We start from the raw sequence: 20,121 nt of genomic DNA on the forward strand, positions 1-20,121 counted from the left end.
CCCCCGATCCGAGTCGGGGGAACCGGCCTTCGCCGTGGTGCCGTTGTGCGCCCGGTGGTCAGCCCACGTTCGCGTAGGAGTGCTTGCCGCCCACGAAGATGTTGACGCCGTAGTAGTTGAACAGCCAGCAGGCGAAGGCGATGAGCGCGATGTACGCGGCCTTGCGGCCCTTCCAGCCGGCCGTGGCACGGGCGTGCAGATAGGCGGCGTAGGCGGCCCAGGTGATGAACGCCCAGGTCTCCTTGGGGTCCCAGCCCCAGTAGCGGCCCCAGGCGTCGCCCGCCCAGATCGCGCCCGCGATGATCGTGAACGTCCACAGCGGGAAGACGGCGGCGTTCACCCGGTAGGAGAACTTGTCCAGGGACGCCGAGGCGGGCAGCCGCTCCATGACCGAGGTCGCGAACCGGCCGGGCTTGCCGCCGCTCGCGAGCTTGCTCTCGTACGAGTCCTTGAACAGGTACATGATCGTGGAGACCGCGCCCACGTAGAAGACCGCGCCACAGAAGATCGCCGTCGAGACGTGGATGTACAGCCAGTACGAGTGCAGGGCCGGGACGAGCTGGTCGCTGGCGGTGTACAGCACGGTGACGGCGAGACCGAGGTCGAGCAGGACCGTGGTGATCAGGAACAGGCCGAGCCAGCGGACGTTCTTCTTCAGCGCCAGCAGGGTGAGGTACACCCCGACGGCGACGGTGGAGAAGGTGATGTTGAACTCGTACATGTTGCCCCACGGCGCCCGCTGCACCGACAGGGCGCGGGCCAGCACGCCGGCCGCCTCGACCAGGAAGGCGAGCACGGTGAGGGACACCGCGATCCGGCCGTAGAGGTCGCCCTGCTCGTCGCCGCCGTGCGCCCCTGGACCGTCCGGGACGTCACGGGAGCCGGCGGCGGCCCGGACGACGACCTTGGGCCGCTCCAGCACGGTCGTGCCGCCGGCCGACTTCGCGGTGACAGCGGGAGCGCCCGCGGCGCTCTTCGCGGTCAGCGCGGCGGCCGTACGGCCGACCTTGCTGCGGCTGCCGAAGAGCCATTCGGCGATGTACGCGAAGAAGGCCAGGGTGTAGACGGCCATCGCGGAGTAGATCAGCGTATTGCTGACGTTGGCGAGGTTCTCGTTCGTTGCGGCGGCGAGAGTCACTGCTTCTCAGCCCCTTCGGCGGCAGATGCTGGTGCGGATGCTGATACGGCGTTCGGGTCGGGGGTGTCCGGAGCGGGACCGTCCGGAGCGGGAGCGTCCGGGTCCGGAGCGGGAGCGTCCGGGTCCGGGTCAGGTGCGCCCGGGGCCCGGTCGTACAGCAGCCCGGCCAGGTCGCCGAGCTCCTCGGGCAGCTTCGCGGACTCGCTGCGGCCGAGCCCGGCCATCTCGACGACGGTCACGCCGTCCTCGCCGGTGGTCGCGCGCACCCACACCCGGCGGCGCTGGATGAACAGCGAGCCGATCAGACCGAGGATGGCCGCGACCGCGCCGGCCAGCGCCCAGCCGCTGCCGGACTCCTGGACGACCTGGAAGCCGGCCCATTCCTTGATGTCCTTGTCGAACGTGATCGAGCCGGCGCCGTCCGGCAGCTTCATGGTCTCGCCCGGCGTCAGCCGCGCCTTGACCACCTTGCCCTTGGCGTTCTTGAACTGCTTCAGCTCCGTGGTGTCGAGCTGGTACACGTTCTGCGGGATGCCCGAGTCGACGCCGAGGCTGCCGTGGTAGCCGGACAGCGCGAGCACCGGGTAGTCGAGCGCGGGGAACTGGGAGAACATCGTGCCCTTGCCCGCGCCCGCGAAGGTCGGCACGAAGAACGCGGAGAAGCCGAGCTGCTCCTTCTTGCCCTTCGCGTTCGTATAGCCGTCGAGGACCTTGATCGCGCCCTGCGAGGTGACGTTGGAGTCGATCGGCAGCAGCGGCACGGCCTGGTGGAAGACGACCTTGCCCTTGCCGTCGCGGACGGTGACGGTGGGCGCGTAGCCGTGGCTGACCAGGTAGACCTTGGCGTCGCCGATCTCCAGCGGCTCGTTGACCTCGACGGTGGTCTTCTTCTCCTTGCCGTCGGCGCCCTCGCTGTAGGTCATGTCGGCGGCGTAGGTGCGCGGGGTGCCCTTGTTGGGGCCGGTCCGCTCGTAGGTGCCCCGGAAGTTCTTCAGGTCGAAGCTGAACGGCACCAGGTCGTCGGTGGTGAACAGGTTCCCGGACTTGAAGTCGTCGTACTGCGCGATCGTGTTGGAGAAGCCGTCGCCCTCGACGATCAGCTTGTTGCCCTCGGACTTGAAGAGCTGGCCCCAGGCGAAGGCGACCAGCATCACGATCAGCGCGACGTGGAAGAGCAGGTTGCCCGCCTCGCGCAGATAGCCCTTCTCGGCGGCGACCGAGTTCTGGGCCAGGTGCGCGCGGAAGCGGCGCTGCCCCAGCACCTTCAGGGCGGCCTCGTGGACCTCCTCGGGCGTGGCCGCGGTGCGCCAGGTCGTGTACGCGGGCAGCCGGGTCAGCCGCTTGGGCGCGCCCGGCGGCCGGCTGCGCAGCTGCCCGACGAACTGCCAGGTCCGCGGCACGATGCAGCCGATGAGGGAGACGAACAGCAGGATGTAGATCGCCGAGAACCACACCGAGCTGTAGACGTGGAACAGGCCGAGCTTGTCGTAGACCGGCCCGAGGGTGGTGTGGGCCTCCTCGAACTCGGCGACCTTCGCGGCGTCGGTCCCGGTCTGCGGGATCAGCGAGCCGGGGATCGCGCCGAGCGAGAGCAGGAAGAGCAGGATCAGCGCCACCCGCATGGAGGTGAGCTGCCGCCAGAACCAGCGGAACCAGCCGGTCACCCCGAGCGAGGGGAGCTGGACGGCGTCCTCGCGCGGGGCCGTGGAGAGCTGGGATCCGGCGGCACCGAGGTCGCCGTCCGTACCGGACTCGGCGGGGTCTGCGGGGTCGGCGGGGTCGGTTCGGGGGGTGTTCGTTTCGGACGCGCTCATGGCACCGGTCTTGGTCTCGGGTTCGGTCTGGCGGTCGGTTACGGGTTCGGTTCTGTCCATGGCTCAGACCCCCACCGTGAAGCCGCTGGACCAGGACTGCATCTCCTGCACGAGAGCGTCCCACGCGCCGGTCAGCAGCAGCAGCCCGGTCACGATCATCATGCCGCCGCCCACCCGCATCACCCAGACGTAGTGCCGCTTGACCCAGCCGAACGCGCCGAGCGCCTTCCTGAAGGCGACCGCCGCGAGCACGAAGGGCACGCCCAGGCCGACGCAGTACGCGACCGTCAGTATGGCGCCCCGCCCGGCACTCGCCTGGTCGAACGCGAGGGCCTGCACGGAGGCGAGGGTCGGGCCGATGCACGGGGTCCAGCCGATCCCGAAGAGCGCGCCGAGCAGCGGCGCGCCCACCAGCCCGGCCACCGGCCGCTTGTGGAAGCGGAACTCGCGCTGCGTGAGCCAGGGCATCAGGCCCATGAAGAACACGCCCATGGCGATCATCAGCACGCCGAGGACCTTGGACAGCGTCCCCTGGTACTCGTACAGGGTCGAGCCGAAGTAGCCGAACAGGGCGCCGCCGGAGACGAACACGGCGGTGAAGCCCAGCACGAACAGCGCCGCGCCCGCGACCATCCGCCCCCGTCTGGCGTCCGCCAGGTCCGTGCCGCTGACCCCGGTGACGTACGAGAGGTAGCCCGGGACGAGCGGGAGGACGCACGGGGAGAAGAACGAGACGAGGCCGCCGAGGACGGCGATCGGCAGCGCGAGCAGCAGGGCTCCGCTGTAGACCGTCTCGTTGCGGCCGGTGGCCTCGGCCAGGGTCATCGCGAGCTGGGACACGTCGGTCACTTCTCCGCGAGGACCGGGGCGATCATCTTGCGCAGGTTCTTCTCGCTGAGCGCCTGGAGCGTCCGGGCGGCGAGCTTGCCCTCACGGTCGATGACGACGGTGGAGGGGATCGTCTGCGGGTTGAGCGTGCCCTTCTCGAAGCGGAGCAGCAGCTTCCCCGTCGGGTCGTACAGACTCGGGTACTTCACGTCGTACGACTTCTCGAAGGCCTTCGCCGGGCCGACGTCGGGGTCGCGGGTGTTGATGCCGATGAACTGCACGCCCTGGTCGGCGAGGTCCTCGGAGACCTTGACCAGGTTGGGTGCCTCGGCCCGGCAGGGCGCGCACCAGGAGCCCCACATGTTCAGGACGACGACCTTGCCCTTGTAGCCGGCGACGTCGAGCTGCTTGCCGTCGAGGGTCTTGCCGGACAGGTCGGGGGCGGCGGTCCGCTCGCCCTTGGCGACGGTGTCGACACCGTTCTTGCCGGTGACGAAGTTGGTGTCGCCCGAGCCGCCGGAGGTCCCGCCGGAACCGCACGCGGTCAGGACGAGCGCCGCCACGGCGGCACCGGCGGTGAGCAGGGCGGCGCGGCGGCGGGTGCGGTCCGTCCGGTCGGAGCGCTTCTTCGTCCGGTCGTGGCGCTGGGGGGCGCGGCAGGCGGCACTCATGTGAAAAGTTTCGCATGCCCGTTCTGAGGATCTTGCGCACCCCCCGCCGGGGGCGTCGCCCCCGCCTTCAGGCGGCGTTCTCGGCGCCGTCGCCGCCGAGGTAGCGCCTCCAGCCCCCGGCCGGCTTCTCGCCCACCTCGAGGGACTGAAGCTTCTCCAGTACCTCCGGGCGCTGGACGTCCAGCCAGTCCACGAACTGCCGGAAGGAGACGAGCCGGATGTCCGCGCCCTTCTCCTTCTCGCGCGCGATGTGCTTGAAGGCGTTCTCGACGGCGTCCATGTAGATGCCGCCGTTCCACTCCTCGAAGTGGTTGCCGATGAAGAGCGGGGCCCGGTTGGTCTCGTAGGCCCGCTGGAAACCGGCGATGTACGCGCCGGAGGACTGCTCGCGCCAGGCCGGGTAGTTGTAGGAGGGCGCCTTGGTGGAGTTCACCGACTGGTTGGCGAGCATGTTGTAGTCCATCGACAGGACCTCGAAGCCGCGCCCGGGGAACGGGACCGCCTGGAGCGGCAGGTCCCAGATTCCCTGCCGCCGCTCCGGCCAGCGCTGCCGGCCGCCGGGCGAGGAGGCGTCGTAGCGCCAGCCGAGATCGCGGGCGGTGGGCAGCAGGTTCTCCTGGCCGAGCAGGCACGGGGTGCGGCCGCCGACGAGTTCCTTGTCGTAGTCGAAGGGCAGCGGCTCCAGGTCGGTCCAGCCGGTGTTGGTCCGCCACTCGGTGACGAAGGACTTCGCCTGGCCGATCTCGTCGGCCCACTGCTTGGGCGTCCAGTTGGCGACCGAGCCGGAACCGGCGCAGAAGTGGCCGTTGAAGTGGGTGCCGATCTCGTGGCCCTCCAGCCAGGCCCGGCGCACCAGCTTCAGCGTCATCCTGATGTGCTCGTCGGTGAGGTAGCCGATGTCGGAGGCGCCGCGCGCGTTGTTCGGCGGTTCGTACAGGCGCTTCTTCGACTCGGGCAGCAGATAGAGCCCGGAGAGGAAGAACGTCATGTGCGCCTCGTGCTCCTCGGCCAGCTTCAGGAAGCGGTCGAAGAGACCGGTGCCGACCTCGCCCGCGCCGTCCCAGGAGAAGACCACGAACTGCGGCGGGGTCTGTCCCGGCTGAAGCACCTCCGGCTCGCCGGGCTGTCCCGGCTGCTTGCCGGTGAAGGCGGTGGACCCGTCCCCGATCGGACGGGCCGGGGCTTTCGTCTTCCCGCTCGGGCCGGGCCGCCCGCCGCGGGAACCGCCGGGGCTGCTTCCGGAGTCCTGTTGACCGCAGGCCGCGAGTCCGAGCCCCGCTGCCGCGCCCGCTCCGAGACCGATCATTCCCCGTCGCCCTATGTGGCGCATTCCGACCCCTGTTCTCGTCGTGCCCTCTCAGCCGGCGCACAGCCGGCACCTGGTGAGAGGGCGCGACAAGATCAGGGGTTCACCCGGACTCGTACATATTTGTAATATTTTGTACTGGACTACGCTCCGTACGCCTTGCCCTGGCCCTGTCCCTTCGCCGGCTTGGCGCCGGCGAGCAGGTGGGCGGGGACCAGGTCGCGCGCGGGCTCGCTGTAACCGACCGAGACGATTCTGTCGCCGCGGTAGGTGAAGGTGGTCAGTGAGGCGAGCGTGCACTGCCGCTTGCGCGGGTCGTGCCACAGCCGCCGCCGCTCCACGAAGGACCGCAGGATCCAGATCGGCAACTGGTGGGAGACGCACACCGCCTCGTGCCCGCGCGCCGCGTCCCGGGCCGCGTCGATGGCACCCATCATCCGCACGACCTGGTGCACGTACGGCTCGCCCCAGGACGGCTTGAACGGGTTGACCAGGTGCTTCCAGTTCTCCGGGCGGCGCAGCGCGCCGTCCCCGACGCCGAAGGTCTTGCCCTGGAACACGTTCTCGGCCTCGATGAGCCGTTCGTCCGTCGCCAGGTCCAGGCCGTGCGCCTTGGCGATGGGCGTCGCCGTCTCCTGCGCCCGCTCCAGCGGCGAGGCCACCACGTGCGTGACGTCCCGCGTGGACAGGTGCTCGGCGACCCGCTCGGCCATCTGCCGCCCCAGCTCCGACAGGTGGTACCCGGCCAGCCGCCCGTACAGGACCCCGTCCGGGTTCTCCACCTCGCCGTGCCGCATCACGTGGACGACGGTGATGTCCCCGCCCGCCGCCCCTGCTCCCGTACCGCTCATGCCGTGGCCTCCGCCGCCGCCCGGGCCGCCGCCGGAAGGGCGTCGGCGATCCGCTGCACCGCCCGCTCGTCGTGCGCCGTGGACACGAACCACGACTCGAACGACGACGGCGGCAGATACACGCCCTGCGCGAGCATCGAGTGGAAGAAGGCGATGAACCGGAAGGACTCCTGCGCCTTCGCGTCCGCGTAGTTCCGCACCTCGTCCTCGGTGAAGAAGACCGAGAACATGTTGGAGGCGTTCTGCACCCGGTGCGCCACGCCCTCCTTGGCCAGCGCCTGCGACACCAGCGTGCGGACCTCCAGGGACACCGCGTCGACCTTTTCGTACGCCGCGTCGTCCAGGAGCCGGAGCTGCGCGATGCCCGCGGCGGTCGCCACCGGGTTACCCGACAGGGTGCCCGCCTGGTAGACCGGACCGGCCGGCGCGAGGTGGCCCATGACGTCCGCCCGCCCGCCGAAGGCGGCGGCCGGGAAGCCGCCACCCATGACCTTGCCGAAGGTCATCAGGTCCGGCCGGACCCCGTCCACGCCGTACCAGCCGGCCCGGCTGGTACGGAAGCCGGTCATGACCTCGTCGGAGATGTAGAGCGCGCCGTTCTCGGCGCAGACGTCCTTGAGCCCCTGGTTGAACCCGGGCAGCGGCGGCACCACGCCCATGTTCCCGGGCGACGCCTCCGTGATCACACAGGCGATCTCCCCGGGGTGCGCCCCGAAGGCGGCCCGCACGGCGTCCAGATCGTTGTACGGCAGGACGATGGTGTCCCCGGCCTGCGCACCCGTGACGCCCGGGGTGTCAGGGAGCGCGAACGTCGCCACGCCGCTGCCCGCCGAGGCCAGCAGCGAGTCGACGTGCCCGTGGTAGCACCCGGCGAACTTGATCACCTTGGCGCGCCGCGTGAACCCGCGCGCCAGCCGGATGGCCGACATGGTCGCCTCGGTACCGCTGGAGACCAGCCGAACCTGCTCGACGGGCGCCACGCGCGCGACGATCTCCTCGGCGAGCACGACCTCGCCCTCACCCGGCGTACCGAAGGAGGTGCCGCGCGCGACGGCCTCCTGCACGGCGGCGACGACCTCGGGCCGCGAGTGCCCGAGGATCATCGGCCCCCAGGAACAAACGAGGTCGACGTACTCCCTCCCGTCGGCGTCGGTCAGATAGGGACCGTCGCCCGACACCATGAAGCGAGGCGTGCCGCCCACCGCGCCGAAGGCGCGCACGGGAGAGTTCACGCCGCCGGGCGTGACGGCAGCCGCACGGTCGAAAAGAGTCTGCGAAACTGGGGCTTCGAACGGATAGCTCACACAAGCCATGGTGTCAGAGGCCGCGGAGAACCTGCGGACAGGTGTTTCAACCCACGTTTCGGCGAGCGGCCGTGGGGGAGGTCACTGACACGATGATCGGGTTGCGCCGCGGGGGTCGCGCGGCCTAGAAAAGCAGTCGGGTGGAGATATGCATCGCGGTGGCGGACTGGGCGAGGGGACCGACGACCTCGGTCCTCGGCGTGCCCGGCGGGGCAGGCACCGGCGCGACGCGGAGGAAGCGGCAGGGGCACGCCAGACGCAGGGTTCTCAGGGTGAGCCTGAGCGAATCGAGCCGTCCGCCCGTACGGACGGTATGGACTTCATGGATCGCAGGGCGGACCGGATGGATCGCAGGGCGGACCGGCTCGGGGCAGGGAGCGGGAATGGTGGCCGGGTGGGGGTGACGTACAAATACTTCGGCGCGCCCGACGGCGCCACGGCGGCCCGGGTCCCGATCTCGATGCGCCCCGAAGAACTCGGCGGCGACGAGCTCGGCATGGGCGGCATGTTCACCAAGATCAAGCCGGAGACGATGGCCGCGATGGTGCTCACCGGCATCGAGGGCGTACCCCTGCACCGGGTCCCGCCCCTCGAACTGGTCGTCCTCCACCCCGACTACGCCGTCGTCAAGCTCCCCATGACCGTCGTCGACCCGCTGCGCGGCGTCGGCGAGGAGGCGGTGGGCGCCGCCGCCTTCATCTGGTCCACGGTCCCGGACCGCGGCGGCCCGCGCGACGCGTTCAACGTGTACCAACTGCTGCACGAGTGGCAGGACTTCAGCCACCGCCTGCACGAGGCGGGCCACCAGCCGTACTGCCTGGTGTGGCCCTGACCGGCCTGGCCCCCTGACCGAGGGGGCACGCACGCACCGGGCGGGGCTCACGGGCCCCGCCCTCGCATGATCCGCGGTGTTCGCCGACTCCCCCGCCACGGGCGGATCTTGTCTGTAGGGTCGGCCCCGGCCTCTCGGCAGGAGGGTGCCGACAGGAGGGGGAGACCTGTGCCAGAAGTATCCCGGAGATCAGTACTGGGTGCCGCCGCGGGCACGGCCGCGACGGCGGCGTTCCTGACCACGGCGGGACCGGCCGAGGCCGCCGACACCGCAGCCGGCCCGGGTGGGGACACCCTGCGCGCGGCCGACCAGGAGGGCGACACCGTCATGGCCGTCACCACGGAAGAGCAGAAGTACGAGGCGTACGTGCGCAACGAGGACGGCGAGAACCTGGTCGCCGCCACCTTCCCGTCCCACTCCGACCCCGGCGACATGTGGGCCTTCGTCGACGCGGCCCTGGTCCGCCTGCGCGCCCAGTACCCGAGCCGGACCTTCACCGCGAACGTCCAGCGGTACGAGCAGGTCGTCACCGACATCGCGCACCCCTGACCGGTCACGTCCGATCGGTCACGTCTGATCCCTCACGTCAGGGGCCGGTCCCGTCGGGTCACGGGACCGGCCCTTGCGTGTCAGCCGTCCGAGTAGCTCAGGTCGCCCACCGTCCAGGCGGTCACGTCGGCGATGGCGACGCGGTACATGCCGCCGGTCTCCGGGAGGCCCATGCTGCCCTGGAGGATGCGGGCCACGTGGAAGTGGAGGTGGGTGGGCGGGACGGCCGCGGTCTCCGGGCGGTCCGTGTCCGTGTCGGTGAAGACGCCGGCGAACGGGCCCAGGTCGTCCGAGTCGTCCAGGACCTCCGCCACGCGCTGTCTCCAGACCCTCTCGGGAGCCAGCCGGCCGGTGATGACGGCACCGCCGCAGACGACGGTCAGCGGCATCTGAGTGTTTCGCTCGGACTCCACCACGGTGGCGATTCCCGTGAGCAGTTCGTCAGGGTTCGACATGAGTGCGGATTCTAATCAGCCCCTCCCGGTTCAGGACTCGGCTGAGCGACACCGTGCCCGCCCCCGGCCGGTACGGTCCTCATCCGTCCTCAACCGTTCTCCCCGTCCGGTCCCGAAGTCCGCACCGTGAAGCCGATCACCGCGCCTCCGCCGTCCCGGTGGCCGGCGAACGGTGTGCCGCCGTGGGACGTGGCGACCTCCCGGACGATGGAGAGGCCGAGGCCGGAGCCGGGGCGGCTGCGGGCGTCGGCGGCGCGGTAGAAGCGGTCGAAGATACGGGACCGGTCGGCGTCGGCGATGCCCGGGCCACGGTCGCGCACCTCGACCCGCACCCCGCCGCCGTGCGAGTCGCCCGAAGCCTCTCCAGCGGTGACGCCGGTGCCGGTACCGGCCCCCGCGGCCCCGCCCGTCACCGCGATCTCGATCGGGGCCGTTCCCCCGGTGTCGAACTTGGCTGCGTTCTCGACCAGGTTCGACATCGCCCGCTGGAGGGCCGACGGGCGGCCGTTGACGCCGGTGTCGCCGCTCACCCGGACGGTGATGTCGCGGCCGGTGCGGCGGCGGCCGAGGACGGCCACCTCCTCGGCGAGCGCGCCGAGGTCCAGGGGCCGCACCGGTTCCGTGTCGGACTGGCCCGCCGCCAGGTCGACCAGCTCGTTGACCAGGTCGGTCAGTTCGCGTGACTCCAGAGCCAGGTCGGCGACCAGCTCCTCGCGGGCGGCGGGCGGCAGTTCGTCGATGCGGCGCAGCATGGAGATGTTCGTCCGCAGGGACGTCAGCGGCGTACGGAGTTCGTGTCCGGCGTCCTGGACCAGGCGGCGCTGGTCCTCCTCGGACCGGGCGAGCCGGCCGAGCATCCGGTCGAAGGACCGGCCGACGCGGGCCACCTCGTCGTTCCCGGTGACCGGCACCTGCACGCCGAGCCGCCCGGTGCGCGCCACGTCCTCCGCGGCCCCCGCGAGCCGCACCAGCCGCCGGGTGATCCGCCGCGCCAGCCACCAGCCGAACACCCCGGCGGCGATCACCACGGCCGCGACCAGCAGCACGGTGCGCCGCTGGAGCTGCCGCAGCAGGTCCTCCGTGTCGCTGAACTGCTGGGCGACCTGCACCGCGCCCCGCCCGCCGCCCAGCGAGACGGTCGCGAGCCGGTAGCGGTCGTCACCGACCTCGACCACGTCGCGTTCCAGGAGGCGGCCCGCCGCCGCGGACTCGGCGATCCCCCGTTCGCCCGCGTCGACGGGCAGCGGCGGACTCCCCCGGTCGGCCACCTCGCCGTCCGGGCCGAGCACCTGCACATCGGTGCGCCCGGCCCGGATGATGTCCTCGCGCGGACCGTCCCGGTCGGGGTCGGAGGTGGCGAAGTCGTCCGCCGTCAGCGGATGCGCCCGCACCTCCTCGCGCAGGTCCCTGACCACCTCGGCGAAGACGGTCTGCTGGTCGACCCGGACCAGCCGGGCCGCCGCGTCGTAGCTCAGGAAGCCGACGAGGACGGTGACGACCGCCGCCACGGCCGCGAACGAGACGGTGAAGGTCGCCCGGAGCGAGGAGAGGCGCCGGAGGGGTTCGAGCGAGGGCAGGCGCCGGAGGCCGGGGCGTTGGAGGGGCGCGCGGGGCACTCAGTCCTCCCTCAGTACGTACCCCACGCCCCGGACCGTCTGGATGGGTGCCGGTGATCCCGGCTCGTCGAGCTTGCGCCGCAGATACCCCACGTAGACGGCGAGGTTCTTGGAGCCGGGGCCGAAGTCGTAACCCCAGATGCGGTCGTAGATCGTGGCGTGGTCGAGGACGATGCCCGCGTTGCGGACGAGGAGTTCGAGGAGTTCGAACTCGGTGCGGGTCAGCTCCAGTTCGCGTGCGCCGCGCCAGGCGCGGCGGGCCTGCGCGTCGACGAGCAGCCCGGCGGCGGCGACCTGCCCGAGCGGCGGCTGCTGCGGCCCGGTCCCCACCGCGTCGCCGGCGGCCGCCGAGGGGTCGCCGCCCCGGCCGTTCTTCCCGGTGCGGCGCAGCAGCGCGCGGAGCCGGGCGAAGACCTCCTCGACGTCGAACGGCTTGACCACGTAGTCGTCGGCGCCCGCGTCGAGTCCCGCGATCCGGTCGGCGGTCTCGACCAGCGCGGTCAGCATCAGGATCGGCGTACGGTCGCCCTCCGCGCGCAGCACCCGGCAGACCTGGAGCCCGTCGACCCCCGGCATCATCACGTCGAGGACGAGCACGTCCGGCGGGTTGCGGTGGGCCTGGGCCAGCGCCTGCACGCCGTCGGCGACGGCCGTCACCTCGTAACCCTCCAGCGTCAGCGCGCGTTCCAGGGCATGACGGATGGCGCGGTCGTCCTCGGCGAGCAGCAGGTTCCGGTGCACCCGGCCAGTCTGCCAAGACCGTGGCCGCGGACCGCTCGCCGAGCACGTGTGCGGGCCGGCTTCTTACCCGGATCTCACCCCGGCCGGTCCATCGGCTTACCTGACCGGGCCAGGGTGAGCCGGAGTGGGCCGCGCGCCCGGGGACACCCGGACGAGGTGGCGGGGGCATGCCGGTACCGCGCCGGGAAAGGCAGTACATGAACGGCACGACGGGTAGGGAGCGTACGAAGGGCATGGAGCCCATGAAGCCTGTGCGGAGCGACGCCGCGCACCTGCCGCGCGGAGCACGCGCCGGACAAGCAGAACGAGCCGAGCGCGCCGGACGAGCGGCACGAGCGGGACGACTGAAGATCGTGTTCCTGCTGCACAACGCGTACGCGATCGGCGGCACCGTCCGTACGACCCTGAACCTGGCCGCCGCGCTGGCCGGCCGGCACGACGTGGAGATCGTCTCCATGTCCCGGCACCGGCGGCACCCCCGCTTCGACGTCGACCCGCGCATCGCGCTCGTACCGCTCGTGGACACCCGGGACGGCAGCGCGGACCTGGACCGCCCCGAGTACGCGCGGCCCGCCACGGACTTCCCCGCCGAGGACCGGCGCCACCGGCAGTACTCCCGCCTCACCGACCTGCGCGCGCGCGACTACCTGGCCCGCTGCGACGCGGACGTGGTGATCGGCACCCGCCCCGGCATCAACGTGTACGTCTCCCGGTTCGCCCCGCGCCGCGCGCTGCGGGTCGGCCAGGAGCACCTGAGCCACGACGCCCACGGCAAGCGTCTGCGCGCGGTGCTCGCCCGGCACTACCGCGGCCTGGACGCGGTCGTCACGGTGACGGCGGCGGACGCCGAGGTCTACCGGACGCGGATGACGCTGCCGGGGGTGCGGGTGGTGCCGGTGCCGAACATCGTCCCGGAAGCGGGGGTGGCCCCGTCCGACGGCCGCTCGACGGTGATCGCGGCGGCGGGCCGGCTGGTCCCCGGCAAACGCTTCGACCTGCTGCTCGAGGCGTTCTCCGCGGTCGCCGCCAAGGTCCCCGACTGGGAGCTGCGGATCTACGGCGGCGGAGCCGAGAAGGAACACCTGCAAAGCCTGGCCGACGGGCTCGGGCTCGCCGGGCGGGCCCGGCTGATGGGGCCGGTCACCCCCATCGAGGCGGAGTTCGCCAAGGCGTCGCTGGTGGTCAGCGCGTCGGACGCGGAGTCGTTCGGGATGACGCTGGCCGAGGCGATGCGGTGCGGGGTGCCGGTGATCAGCACGGACTGTCCGCTGGGGCCCGCGGAGATCGTCACCGACGGGGTCGACGGCCGGCTCGTCCCGGTCGGCGACGCCCGCGCGCTCGCCGACGCGATGCTCGACCTCGTCGGCGACGGGACGCGGCGCCGCGCGATGGGGCAGGCGGCCCTGGAGAGCGCCCACCGCTTCGACGCGGCGGGCATCGTCGCCCGTTACGAGCTGCTCTTCGCCGAGCTGCGCGCCACCCGGCACCGGCGCGCCTGGTCCCGCGAACGCGACCGCGCGGTCAACTGGGCCCGCCGCCAGCTCCGTTCACTCCGCCGCCGACTGCCCGGCCGACCCCACCGCGACCTACTCCACCCGCAGGGCGGCTAGCCGCTCGGCGAAGGGGGTTACGGGGGTTATGGGGGGTACGGGGGCTGCTTCGGGTGAGGTGGGGGCCGCGGGTACCGCGGGCTCTTCGGGACCGGCGCCCGCCGGAGCGGGAGCCCCGGGCGCGGAAGCCGCACCGGAGGCCACCGCACCAGCGACCGCCGGAGCGGACGCCCCCGCGCCCGCCCCCATCAGCACCGCCAGCTCCCCCGCCGCCCTGTCGATCCGGTCGGCCAGGCCGTCCGCGCCCCAGTCCTCCGACGCCGCGAAGACGCCGGTCGGTACGACCACGGACCGCAGGTAGGCGAAGAGCGGGCGCAGGGCGTGGTCCAGGACGAGCGAGTGCCGGGCCGTGCCCGCGGTCGCCGCGATCAGCACCGGCTTGCCCGCCAGCGCGTCCGCGTCCCCGGCGCTCAGCACGTCGAAGAAGGACTTGAACAGCCCGCTGTACGAGGCGGAGAAGACCGGCGTGACGACGATCAGGCCGTCCGCCGCCTTCACCGTGTCGATCGCGGCGCCGAGCGCCCGGCCCGGGAACCCGTTGGTGAAGTTGTGCGCGATCTCCACGGCGAGGTCGCGCAGTTCGACGACCTCCACCTCCGCCCCGGTCCGCCCGGCGGCCGCGGCGGCCAGCCGGTCGGCCAGCAGCCGGGTGGAGGACGGCACGCTCAGCCCCGCGGAGACGACGACCAGCCTCATCACACGGTCACCTCCTCGGTACCCCTGTTGTCCCCGTCCTGGGCGGCGGCGACGCGGGCCGCGTGGGTCGGCGCGTCCGGCACACCCGCCGGGCGGTTCTTGGCGAACTCCGCCCGCAGCACCGGCACGACCTCCTCACCCAGCAGGTCCAGCTGCTCCAGGACCGTCTTCAGCGGCAGCCCCGCATGGTCCATCAGGAACAACTGCCGCTGGTAGTCGCCCGCGTACTCCCGGAACGACAGCGTCTTCTCGATCACCTGCTGCGGCGAGCCCACCGTCAGCGGCGTCTGCTCGGTGAACTCCTCCAGCGACGGCCCGTGCCCGTACACCGGCGCATTGTCGAAATACGGCCGGAACTCCCGCACCGCGTCCTGCGAATTGCGCCGCATGAACACCTGCCCGCCCAGCCCCACGATCGCCTGCTCCGCCGTGCCGTGCCCGTAATGCGCGTACCGGGCCCGGTACAGCTCCACCATCCGCTTCGTGTGGTCGGCCGGCCAGAAGATGTTGTTGTGGAAGAACCCGTCGCCGTAATAGGCGGCCTGCTCGGCGATCTCCGGAGAGCGGATCGAGCCGTGCCACACGAACGGCGCCACCCCGTCCAGCGGCCGCGGCGTCGAGGTGAACGACTGCAACGGCGTCCGGAACTTGCCCTTCCACGTCACCGTGTCCTCACGCCACAGCCGGTGCAGCAGCGCGTAGTTCTCCACCGCCAGGTTGATCCCCTCGCGGATGTCCTTGCCGAACCACGGATACACCGGACCGGTGTTGCCCCGGCCCATCATCACATCCATCCGCCCGTCCGCCAGGTGCTGCAACATCGCGAAGTCCTCGGCGATCTTCACCGGGTCGTTCGTCGTGATCAGCGTGGTGGACGTGGACAGGATCAGCCGCTCGGTGCGGGCCGCGATATAGCCCAGCATCGTGGTCGGCGACGACGGCACGAACGGCGGGTTGTGGTGCTCGCCGGTCGCGAACACGTCCAGGCCGACCTCCTCGGCCTTCTGCGCGATGGCGACCATGGCCTTGATGCGCTCGCCCTCGCTCGGCGTCCGCCCGGTCGTCGGATCCGGCGTGACGTCACCGACGCTGAAGATCCCGAACTGCATGGTCGCTCACCCTCCGCAGGTTGTTTACGATTCAACTATACCCGCAAACGGCCCGGCACCTCCCCGTATTCCGCCTACTCGGCCCAGCGGACCCCCGCCCCGAGTACCCTGCGACCACCCACCGGGCGGCCCACCCACTCGACGACACCTCGCCCGCGCGCACACCAGCCGTGTCAGTACGGGCACACCGCCCGCGCCGATGCGCGCCCACCGCCCTTGTCAGTGCCCCGTCCTACGATCCCCGTATGGCCGCCCCACGCCCTGACACCCGAGGCATCGTCGACCCCTCGGAGCTTCTCGCGCGCGTGCGCTTCCGCCGCCACGAGCCGGCCGCGCCGCTCCGCCCCTACCTGGAGCACTACTGGCTGATCGACTGGGACCTCCCGGAGCCGTACGCCTCGCACGTCGTCCCGCATCCGAGCGTGAACATCGTCTTCCAGCACTTCCCCGACCGTGCGCCCTTCGGCGAGGTGGCGGGGGTCGGGCTCGGGCTGTTCACACAGAAGCTGGCGGGGCGGGGGCGGGTGTGCGGGGTGCAGTTCCGGCCCGGCGGCTTCCGCCCGTTCGCGCCGGGGCGGGCGCCGGCCTCCCTCACGGGCCTTCAAGTCCCGCTGCACACCGTGCTCCCGGCCGCCGAAGGGACCGCCGAGGCCGTGCTCGGCCCGGACGACGAGCACGCGCGCGTGGCCGCCCTCGACGCGTATCTGCTGGGCCTTTGCCCCGAGCCGGACCCGCGCGCCGGACTGGCGATGGCGCTGGTCGACCGCATCCGGCACGACCGGACCATCCGCCGCGTCGCGGACTTCGCCCGCGCCGAGGGGACGACCGTCCGCGCCTTGCAACGCCTCTTCTCCGGGTACGTCGGCGTGGGACCCAAGTGGATCATCCTGCGCTACCGCATCCACGAGGCTTTGGAGCGCGCCGAGAGAGCCAGGGAGGTGGACTGGGCGGCCCTCGCCGCCGACCTCGGTTACGCGGACCAGGCCCATCTGGTCCGCGACTTCACGGCGACGGTCGGGGTGCCGCCGACGGCCTACGCCGACGCGGCACGACGACCGTGACCGCCGCGGTCTTCGTCGTTCCTCGGCACCGAACGGCACCGAACCACAGGGGACCGGATGGCACCGGGCCTCAAGGGAACAGGTGACGCCGGGCCTCAGGGGACGAGGACCAGCCGCCCGCGCACCCCGCCCTCCGCGAGCCGTTCGTGCGCGCGGGCCGCGTCGTCCAGGGCGTACGTCCCGGCGACCCGCGTGGTCAGCACCCCCTCGTCGACGAGCGCCACCAGCTGGCCCAGCCGCGCGCCGTCGGCCCGTACCTCTATCGAGTCCGTCCGCACGCCCCGCTCGGCGGCGGGATGCGCCTGCGGGATGAGGCCGATGTACGACCCGCCGTCCCGCACCCACCGAAGCGCCGTGGCGCCGAGCACCGCCGCGTCCAGGACCGCGTCGTAGCCGCCCGGCCCGACGGCGCCGGAGACGAAGCGGGCCCCCAGGGACCGGACCAGCTCCTCGTCGGCCGGGCGGGCCAGACCGGTCACCTCGATGCCGCGCCGGACGGCGAGCTCGATCGCGTAACCGCCGACCGCGCCCGCCGCACCCGTCACGAGCAGGCTCGCGCCGGGCTTCAGGTCCAGCGCGTCGAGGGCCTGGTCGGCGGACAGGGCGTTCAGGGGCAGCGACGCCGCGTGGACCGCGTCCACCGAAGCGGGCGCCGGGGCGACCGCGCCCGCGTCCACGACCACGTACTCGGCGTGCGCGCCCAGGTCCTTGAGGGGACCGTGCGCCAGGGCAACCACCTCGTCACCGACGGCCCACCGCCCCTTCTCCTCCTTCTCCTCCTTCTCCTCCTTGCCCTCCGGGCCCACCGCGTCGACCGTCCCGGCCAGTTCCCAGCCGAGGCCGAGGCGCCGGCCCTCGCCGCCGAAGGCGCCCGCGCGGACGCCCGCGTCGACCGGGTTCAGGGTGGCGGCCGCCACCTTGATCCGCACCTGCCCGGCGCCCGGCTCGGGCACCTCCGTCTCGACGATCCGCACGGCCTCGGGACCGCCGAAGGACGTCACCACCGCTGCACGCATGCCAGCTCTCCCTTTTCACGAACTGCCCGGTCACGCAGGAGTTCCTGCGTCTGTGCGGGTTTCCGACCCGCAGCAGCAACCCTAGGAAGAGCTACTATCTGCTGGTAAGTAGGCACCTGAAGGTGCGTACGTCACCCGGAGGTGAGTCATGGCGACCACGACGGCGGCCCAGCGGCGCGAGCAGGCACGCGTCGAGTACGACGCGTTCCTGAAGGGCTGTCCCACCAACCAGCTGCTGAGCCGCATCAGCGACAAATGGGTCAGCCTGGTCGTGGCCGCGCTCGCCGGGGGCCCGCTGCGCTACAGCGACCTCGGCCGCAAGATCGCGGGCGTCAGCCCCAAGATGCTGACGCAGACGCTGCGTTCGCTGGAGCGGGACGGCATCGTCGGCCGCACCGTGACCCCGTCCGTGCCGGTCCGCGTCGACTACGAGCTCACCGGCCTCGGCACCAGCCTCGCCCTCCTCCTCGTCGCCGTGAAGGACTGGGCGGAGCTGCACATCGAGGAGGTCAACGAGGCGCGGGAGCAGTACGACGAGCAGGCGGAGCAGGTGGGGCAGGTGGAGCGGGCGTCGTAGGGCGACGGCACCCAGGCCACGGCCCCGGGGCTCACCCGAGGGCGCGGGCGGCGGCCGCGGACTCAGCCGAGGGCGCGGGCGCTCGCCTCGTCGAAGTCGGCGTACCGCCCGCCCCCGGTCAGGTCCCAGGCCCACAGGCCCGCGAACGCGCCGGTGAAGCCCATGGCGCGGATCCCGGCGTCCTCGGACTCGGCCGCGTGCTCGTCGGACAGCACGGTCGCGTCGAGCGCCGGGCCGAAGGGGCGGAACCCGTCGCCGACGTCGTAGCGGAAGCGCAGCGCGGCGCCCTCGATGTCGAGGCCGAGCCGCAGCCGCCGTACGTCGCCGAGCTGTTCCTCTCCGGCCTCGTCGACGGTGAGCACCCCGCGGTCGCAGCCCGCCACCCGCAGCACCGCCCGCCCCTGGTCGTCTGCGGTGACGTGCAGGAAGTACCAGTTGCGGGTGTTGTAGTACGCGGTGATCCCGGCCAGGTGCTGGAAGGAGCGCGGCCGGTACTCCACCGTCGCCTCGAAGGCGAAGCCGGGCGCCGTCACCCGGCGGGCGACCAGGCTGGGGCCGGTCAGGCTCTGCGGGGAACGGCCGCCGTGCAGGCGCAGGTGGGAGGGGCGCGCCGTGAGGTCGAGCCAGTCGGGCGCGGCGGGACGGCGCAGCGTGGACCACTCGGGTCCGAGCACCGGGCGGTCGAACCCGTCCCGCCCGTCGACGGCCGGCGGACCGGCGGACACCTCCGCCGGCAGGTCCGGGGCGGACACCTCCGCCGGCAGGTCCGGGGCGGGCGCCGCCGCCGGCAGGTCCGGGGCGGGGATCTCCAGGGCAGGCAGGCCGGTGGGGACGCGCGGCCAGTCGTCGGGCGTCCAGGTCACCGGGGCCAGCGCGGTCTCCCGGCCGAGGACGCAGGGGCCGTGGCGGCCGTGCGGCCGGGCGACGAGGTACGCCAGGTACCACTGACCGCCGGGCGTCCGCACCAGGCTGCCGTGCCCGGCCTTCTGCAACGGCAGGTCCGGGTGGTCGCGGGCGGTGATCAGCGGACCGTGCGGGTCGCGCTCGTACGGGCCGGTCAGGGTGCGGGCGCGGGCGACGGTGACCTGGTGGCCGTAGCCGGTGCCGCCGTCGGCGGTGAGCAGGTAGTACCAGGAGCCGCGCCGGTAGAGGTTCGGGCCCTCGATCCAGTCGGCGCCCTGCGGCAGGGCGATGCGGACGGGGTCGCCGGTCAGGCGGCGCGCGGCGCGGTCGTAGCGGGTCGCCTCCAGACCGGCCGAACCGCCGTGCCCCGGACGCCAGTCGTGGACCACGTTCAGCAGCCAACTCTCCGGACCGTCGTGACCGTCGCGAACGTCGTGGAAGAGGGAGGCGTCGAAGCCGCGGGCGTGCAGAGGGACCGGGTCGGACCAGGGGCCGTCCGGGGAAGCGGCGGTGACCAGGTAGTTCGGGGCGTCGGTGAAGCCCGCCGCGTAGGTGGAGACGTTGCTGAAGACCAGGTGGAACAGGCCGTCCGCGTAGGACAGGTTGGGCGCCCACACGCCGCCCGAGTCGGGGCAGCCGGTGAGGTCGAGCAGCCGCGCGCTGTCGAGCACGCCGCCGAGCGGCCGCCAGTCCACCAGGTCCCGCGAGTGGTGCAGCCGGACCCCCGGGTACCACTCGAAGGTCGACGTGGCGACGTAGAAGTCGTCGCCCACCCGCACCACGGACGGGTCGGGATGCGAACCTGGCAGCACCGGATTACGGATGACCCGCGCGGCGTCCTGCACGTATCCCTCCCCGTTGTGAGGGCCGGTCATCGAGCGACGACCGACCGAACGAGGACCGTAGTGTCGAACACGTTCGCACGCAATGGCCGGCGGCCCACGGAACGTGCGATCCACGCGCACGGGCCGTGTGCGACTGGCCGCCCAGGGGGCGCGCTTCCCCGGCCTGCTTCAGGGTGGCGACCGGTCGCCACCCTGAAGC

General features: G+C 72.2%; 19 protein-coding genes. 5 read left to right on the forward strand and 14 right to left on the reverse strand.

Annotated elements, in window-relative coordinates; translation table 11 throughout:
* Window positions 1-58: 58 nt before the first annotated feature.
* From ccsB to hemL, 7 genes are all read right to left on the reverse strand, one after another.
* Window positions 59-1,138 carry a c-type cytochrome biogenesis protein CcsB gene (ccsB, locus tag ACFV6E_RS41110; RefSeq protein WP_385468799.1) on the reverse strand — a complete coding sequence of 360 codons (1,080 nt, stop codon included), beginning with the start codon at window positions 1,136-1,138 and terminating at the stop codon, window positions 59-61.
* Window positions 1,135-2,952: a cytochrome c biogenesis protein ResB gene (locus ACFV6E_RS41115; RefSeq protein WP_385468802.1), complete on the reverse strand. Its 1,818-nt coding sequence runs from the start codon at window positions 2,950-2,952 to the stop codon at window positions 1,135-1,137. The genes ccsB and ACFV6E_RS41115 overlap by 4 nt, the downstream gene beginning before the upstream one ends.
* Window positions 2,953-3,015: 63 nt before the next feature.
* Entirely contained in the window at window positions 3,016-3,777 is a 762-nt protein-coding gene (locus tag ACFV6E_RS41120; RefSeq protein ID WP_385160538.1) for a cytochrome c biogenesis CcdA family protein, read from the reverse strand.
* Between the two features lie 20 nt (window positions 3,778-3,797).
* A complete protein-coding gene (locus tag ACFV6E_RS41125; RefSeq protein ID WP_385468805.1) occupies window positions 3,798-4,451 on the reverse strand; it encodes a TlpA family protein disulfide reductase in 654 nt (217 codons plus the stop codon).
* A 67-nt stretch (window positions 4,452-4,518) separates the two neighbouring features.
* Window positions 4,519-5,781: a hypothetical protein gene (locus ACFV6E_RS41130; protein ID WP_385160397.1), complete on the reverse strand. Its 1,263-nt coding sequence runs from the start codon at window positions 5,779-5,781 to the stop codon at window positions 4,519-4,521.
* A gap of 119 nt (window positions 5,782-5,900) precedes the next feature.
* On the reverse strand, window positions 5,901-6,608 hold the full coding sequence (locus ACFV6E_RS41135; protein ID WP_385160395.1) for a histidine phosphatase family protein: 708 nt from the start codon (window positions 6,606-6,608) through the stop codon (window positions 5,901-5,903).
* Window positions 6,605-7,921: a glutamate-1-semialdehyde 2,1-aminomutase gene (gene hemL, locus ACFV6E_RS41140; RefSeq protein WP_385468808.1), complete on the reverse strand. Its 1,317-nt coding sequence runs from the start codon at window positions 7,919-7,921 to the stop codon at window positions 6,605-6,607. Before hemL ends, ACFV6E_RS41135 begins: the two co-directional genes overlap by 4 nt.
* A gap of 139 nt (window positions 7,922-8,060) precedes the next feature.
* Here hemL and ACFV6E_RS41145 point away from each other — a divergent pair, with 139 nt between their 5' ends.
* A complete protein-coding gene (locus ACFV6E_RS41145; protein ID WP_385160391.1) occupies window positions 8,061-8,744 on the forward strand; it encodes a hypothetical protein in 684 nt (227 codons plus the stop codon).
* Window positions 8,745-8,912: 168 nt separating this feature from the next.
* Window positions 8,913-9,293 carry a hypothetical protein gene (locus ACFV6E_RS41150; RefSeq protein WP_385160389.1) on the forward strand — a complete coding sequence of 127 codons (381 nt, stop codon included), beginning with the start codon at window positions 8,913-8,915 and terminating at the stop codon, window positions 9,291-9,293.
* Between the two features lie 80 nt (window positions 9,294-9,373).
* On the opposite strand, the gene ACFV6E_RS41155 is transcribed toward ACFV6E_RS41150, so the two are convergent.
* From ACFV6E_RS41155 to ACFV6E_RS41165, 3 genes are all read right to left on the reverse strand, one after another.
* Window positions 9,374-9,748, reverse strand: coding sequence for a hypothetical protein (locus tag ACFV6E_RS41155; protein ID WP_385468811.1), 375 nt, complete (start codon window positions 9,746-9,748; stop codon window positions 9,374-9,376).
* Between the two features lie 89 nt (window positions 9,749-9,837).
* A complete protein-coding gene (locus ACFV6E_RS41160; RefSeq protein ID WP_385468814.1) occupies window positions 9,838-11,364 on the reverse strand; it encodes an ATP-binding protein in 1,527 nt (508 codons plus the stop codon).
* Entirely contained in the window at window positions 11,365-12,093 is a 729-nt protein-coding gene (locus ACFV6E_RS41165; RefSeq protein WP_385160536.1) for a response regulator transcription factor, read from the reverse strand. It abuts the gene before it with no gap.
* A 356-nt stretch (window positions 12,094-12,449) separates the two neighbouring features.
* Here ACFV6E_RS41165 and ACFV6E_RS41170 point away from each other — a divergent pair, with 356 nt between their 5' ends.
* Entirely contained in the window at window positions 12,450-13,715 is a 1,266-nt protein-coding gene (locus tag ACFV6E_RS41170) for a glycosyltransferase family 4 protein (RefSeq protein ID WP_385468817.1), read from the forward strand.
* Here the strand turns inward: ACFV6E_RS41170 and ACFV6E_RS41175 are convergent.
* Together ACFV6E_RS41175 and ACFV6E_RS41180 are read right to left on the reverse strand one after the other, a co-directional pair.
* Complete coding sequence (locus ACFV6E_RS41175) at window positions 13,692-14,411, reverse strand: CE1759 family FMN reductase (RefSeq protein WP_385160383.1); 720 nt, start codon at window positions 14,409-14,411, stop codon at window positions 13,692-13,694. The two genes, ACFV6E_RS41170 and ACFV6E_RS41175, sit on opposite strands and share 24 nt — an antisense overlap.
* On the reverse strand, window positions 14,411-15,520 hold the full coding sequence (locus ACFV6E_RS41180) for an LLM class flavin-dependent oxidoreductase (protein ID WP_385160381.1): 1,110 nt from the start codon (window positions 15,518-15,520) through the stop codon (window positions 14,411-14,413). Before ACFV6E_RS41180 ends, ACFV6E_RS41175 begins: the two co-directional genes overlap by 1 nt.
* A 245-nt stretch (window positions 15,521-15,765) precedes the next feature.
* On the opposite strand from ACFV6E_RS41180, the gene ACFV6E_RS41185 reads away from it, so the two are divergent.
* Entirely contained in the window at window positions 15,766-16,581 is an 816-nt protein-coding gene (locus ACFV6E_RS41185) for a DUF6597 domain-containing transcriptional factor (RefSeq protein ID WP_385160379.1), read from the forward strand.
* Between the two features lie 95 nt (window positions 16,582-16,676).
* Here ACFV6E_RS41185 and ACFV6E_RS41190 read toward each other — a convergent pair whose 3' ends face one another.
* Window positions 16,677-17,597: an NADP-dependent oxidoreductase gene (locus ACFV6E_RS41190; RefSeq protein WP_385160377.1), complete on the reverse strand. Its 921-nt coding sequence runs from the start codon at window positions 17,595-17,597 to the stop codon at window positions 16,677-16,679.
* Between the two features lie 148 nt (window positions 17,598-17,745).
* Between ACFV6E_RS41190 and ACFV6E_RS41195 the strand changes: the two genes are divergently transcribed.
* A complete protein-coding gene (locus ACFV6E_RS41195; protein ID WP_385160375.1) occupies window positions 17,746-18,174 on the forward strand; it encodes a winged helix-turn-helix transcriptional regulator in 429 nt (142 codons plus the stop codon).
* A gap of 62 nt (window positions 18,175-18,236) precedes the next feature.
* On the opposite strand, the gene ACFV6E_RS41200 is transcribed toward ACFV6E_RS41195, so the two are convergent.
* Window positions 18,237-19,952 (reverse strand): glycoside hydrolase family 43 protein, encoded by a 1,716-nt coding sequence (locus tag ACFV6E_RS41200; protein WP_385160373.1) that lies wholly within the window; start codon window positions 19,950-19,952, stop codon window positions 18,237-18,239.
* Window positions 19,953-20,121 lie beyond the last annotated feature (169 nt).

The sequence above is a fragment of the Streptomyces sp. NPDC059785 genome (assembly GCF_042732375.1).
GTDB lineage: Bacteria > Actinomycetota > Actinomycetes > Streptomycetales > Streptomycetaceae > Streptomyces.

Coding starts and splice junctions, on each gene's coding strand:
- ACFV6E_RS41195 (WP_385160375.1), top strand. CDS start 17,746: ATGGCGACCACGACGGCGGCCCAGCGGCGCGAGCAGGCACGCGTCGAG.
- ACFV6E_RS41175 (WP_385160383.1), bottom strand. CDS start 14,411: ATGAGGCTGGTCGTCGTCTCCGCGGGGCTGAGCGTGCCGTCCTCCACC.
- hemL (WP_385468808.1), bottom strand. CDS start 7,921: ATGGCTTGTGTGAGCTATCCGTTCGAAGCCCCAGTTTCGCAGACTCTT.
- ACFV6E_RS41180 (WP_385160381.1), bottom strand. CDS start 15,520: ATGCAGTTCGGGATCTTCAGCGTCGGTGACGTCACGCCGGATCCGACG.
- ACFV6E_RS41130 (WP_385160397.1), bottom strand. CDS start 5,781: ATGCGCCACATAGGGCGACGGGGAATGATCGGTCTCGGAGCGGGCGCG.
- ACFV6E_RS41135 (WP_385160395.1), bottom strand. CDS start 6,608: ATGAGCGGTACGGGAGCAGGGGCGGCGGGCGGGGACATCACCGTCGTC.
- ACFV6E_RS41200 (WP_385160373.1), bottom strand. CDS start 19,952: ATGACCGGCCCTCACAACGGGGAGGGATACGTGCAGGACGCCGCGCGG.
- ACFV6E_RS41185 (WP_385160379.1), top strand. CDS start 15,766: ATGGCCGCCCCACGCCCTGACACCCGAGGCATCGTCGACCCCTCGGAG.
- ACFV6E_RS41155 (WP_385468811.1), bottom strand. CDS start 9,748: ATGTCGAACCCTGACGAACTGCTCACGGGAATCGCCACCGTGGTGGAG.
- ACFV6E_RS41190 (WP_385160377.1), bottom strand. CDS start 17,597: ATGCGTGCAGCGGTGGTGACGTCCTTCGGCGGTCCCGAGGCCGTGCGG.
- ACFV6E_RS41125 (WP_385468805.1), bottom strand. CDS start 4,451: ATGAGTGCCGCCTGCCGCGCCCCCCAGCGCCACGACCGGACGAAGAAG.
- ACFV6E_RS41145 (WP_385160391.1), top strand. CDS start 8,061: ATGCATCGCGGTGGCGGACTGGGCGAGGGGACCGACGACCTCGGTCCT.
- ACFV6E_RS41120 (WP_385160538.1), bottom strand. CDS start 3,777: ATGACCCTGGCCGAGGCCACCGGCCGCAACGAGACGGTCTACAGCGGA.
- ACFV6E_RS41115 (WP_385468802.1), bottom strand. CDS start 2,952: ATGAGCGCGTCCGAAACGAACACCCCCCGAACCGACCCCGCCGACCCC.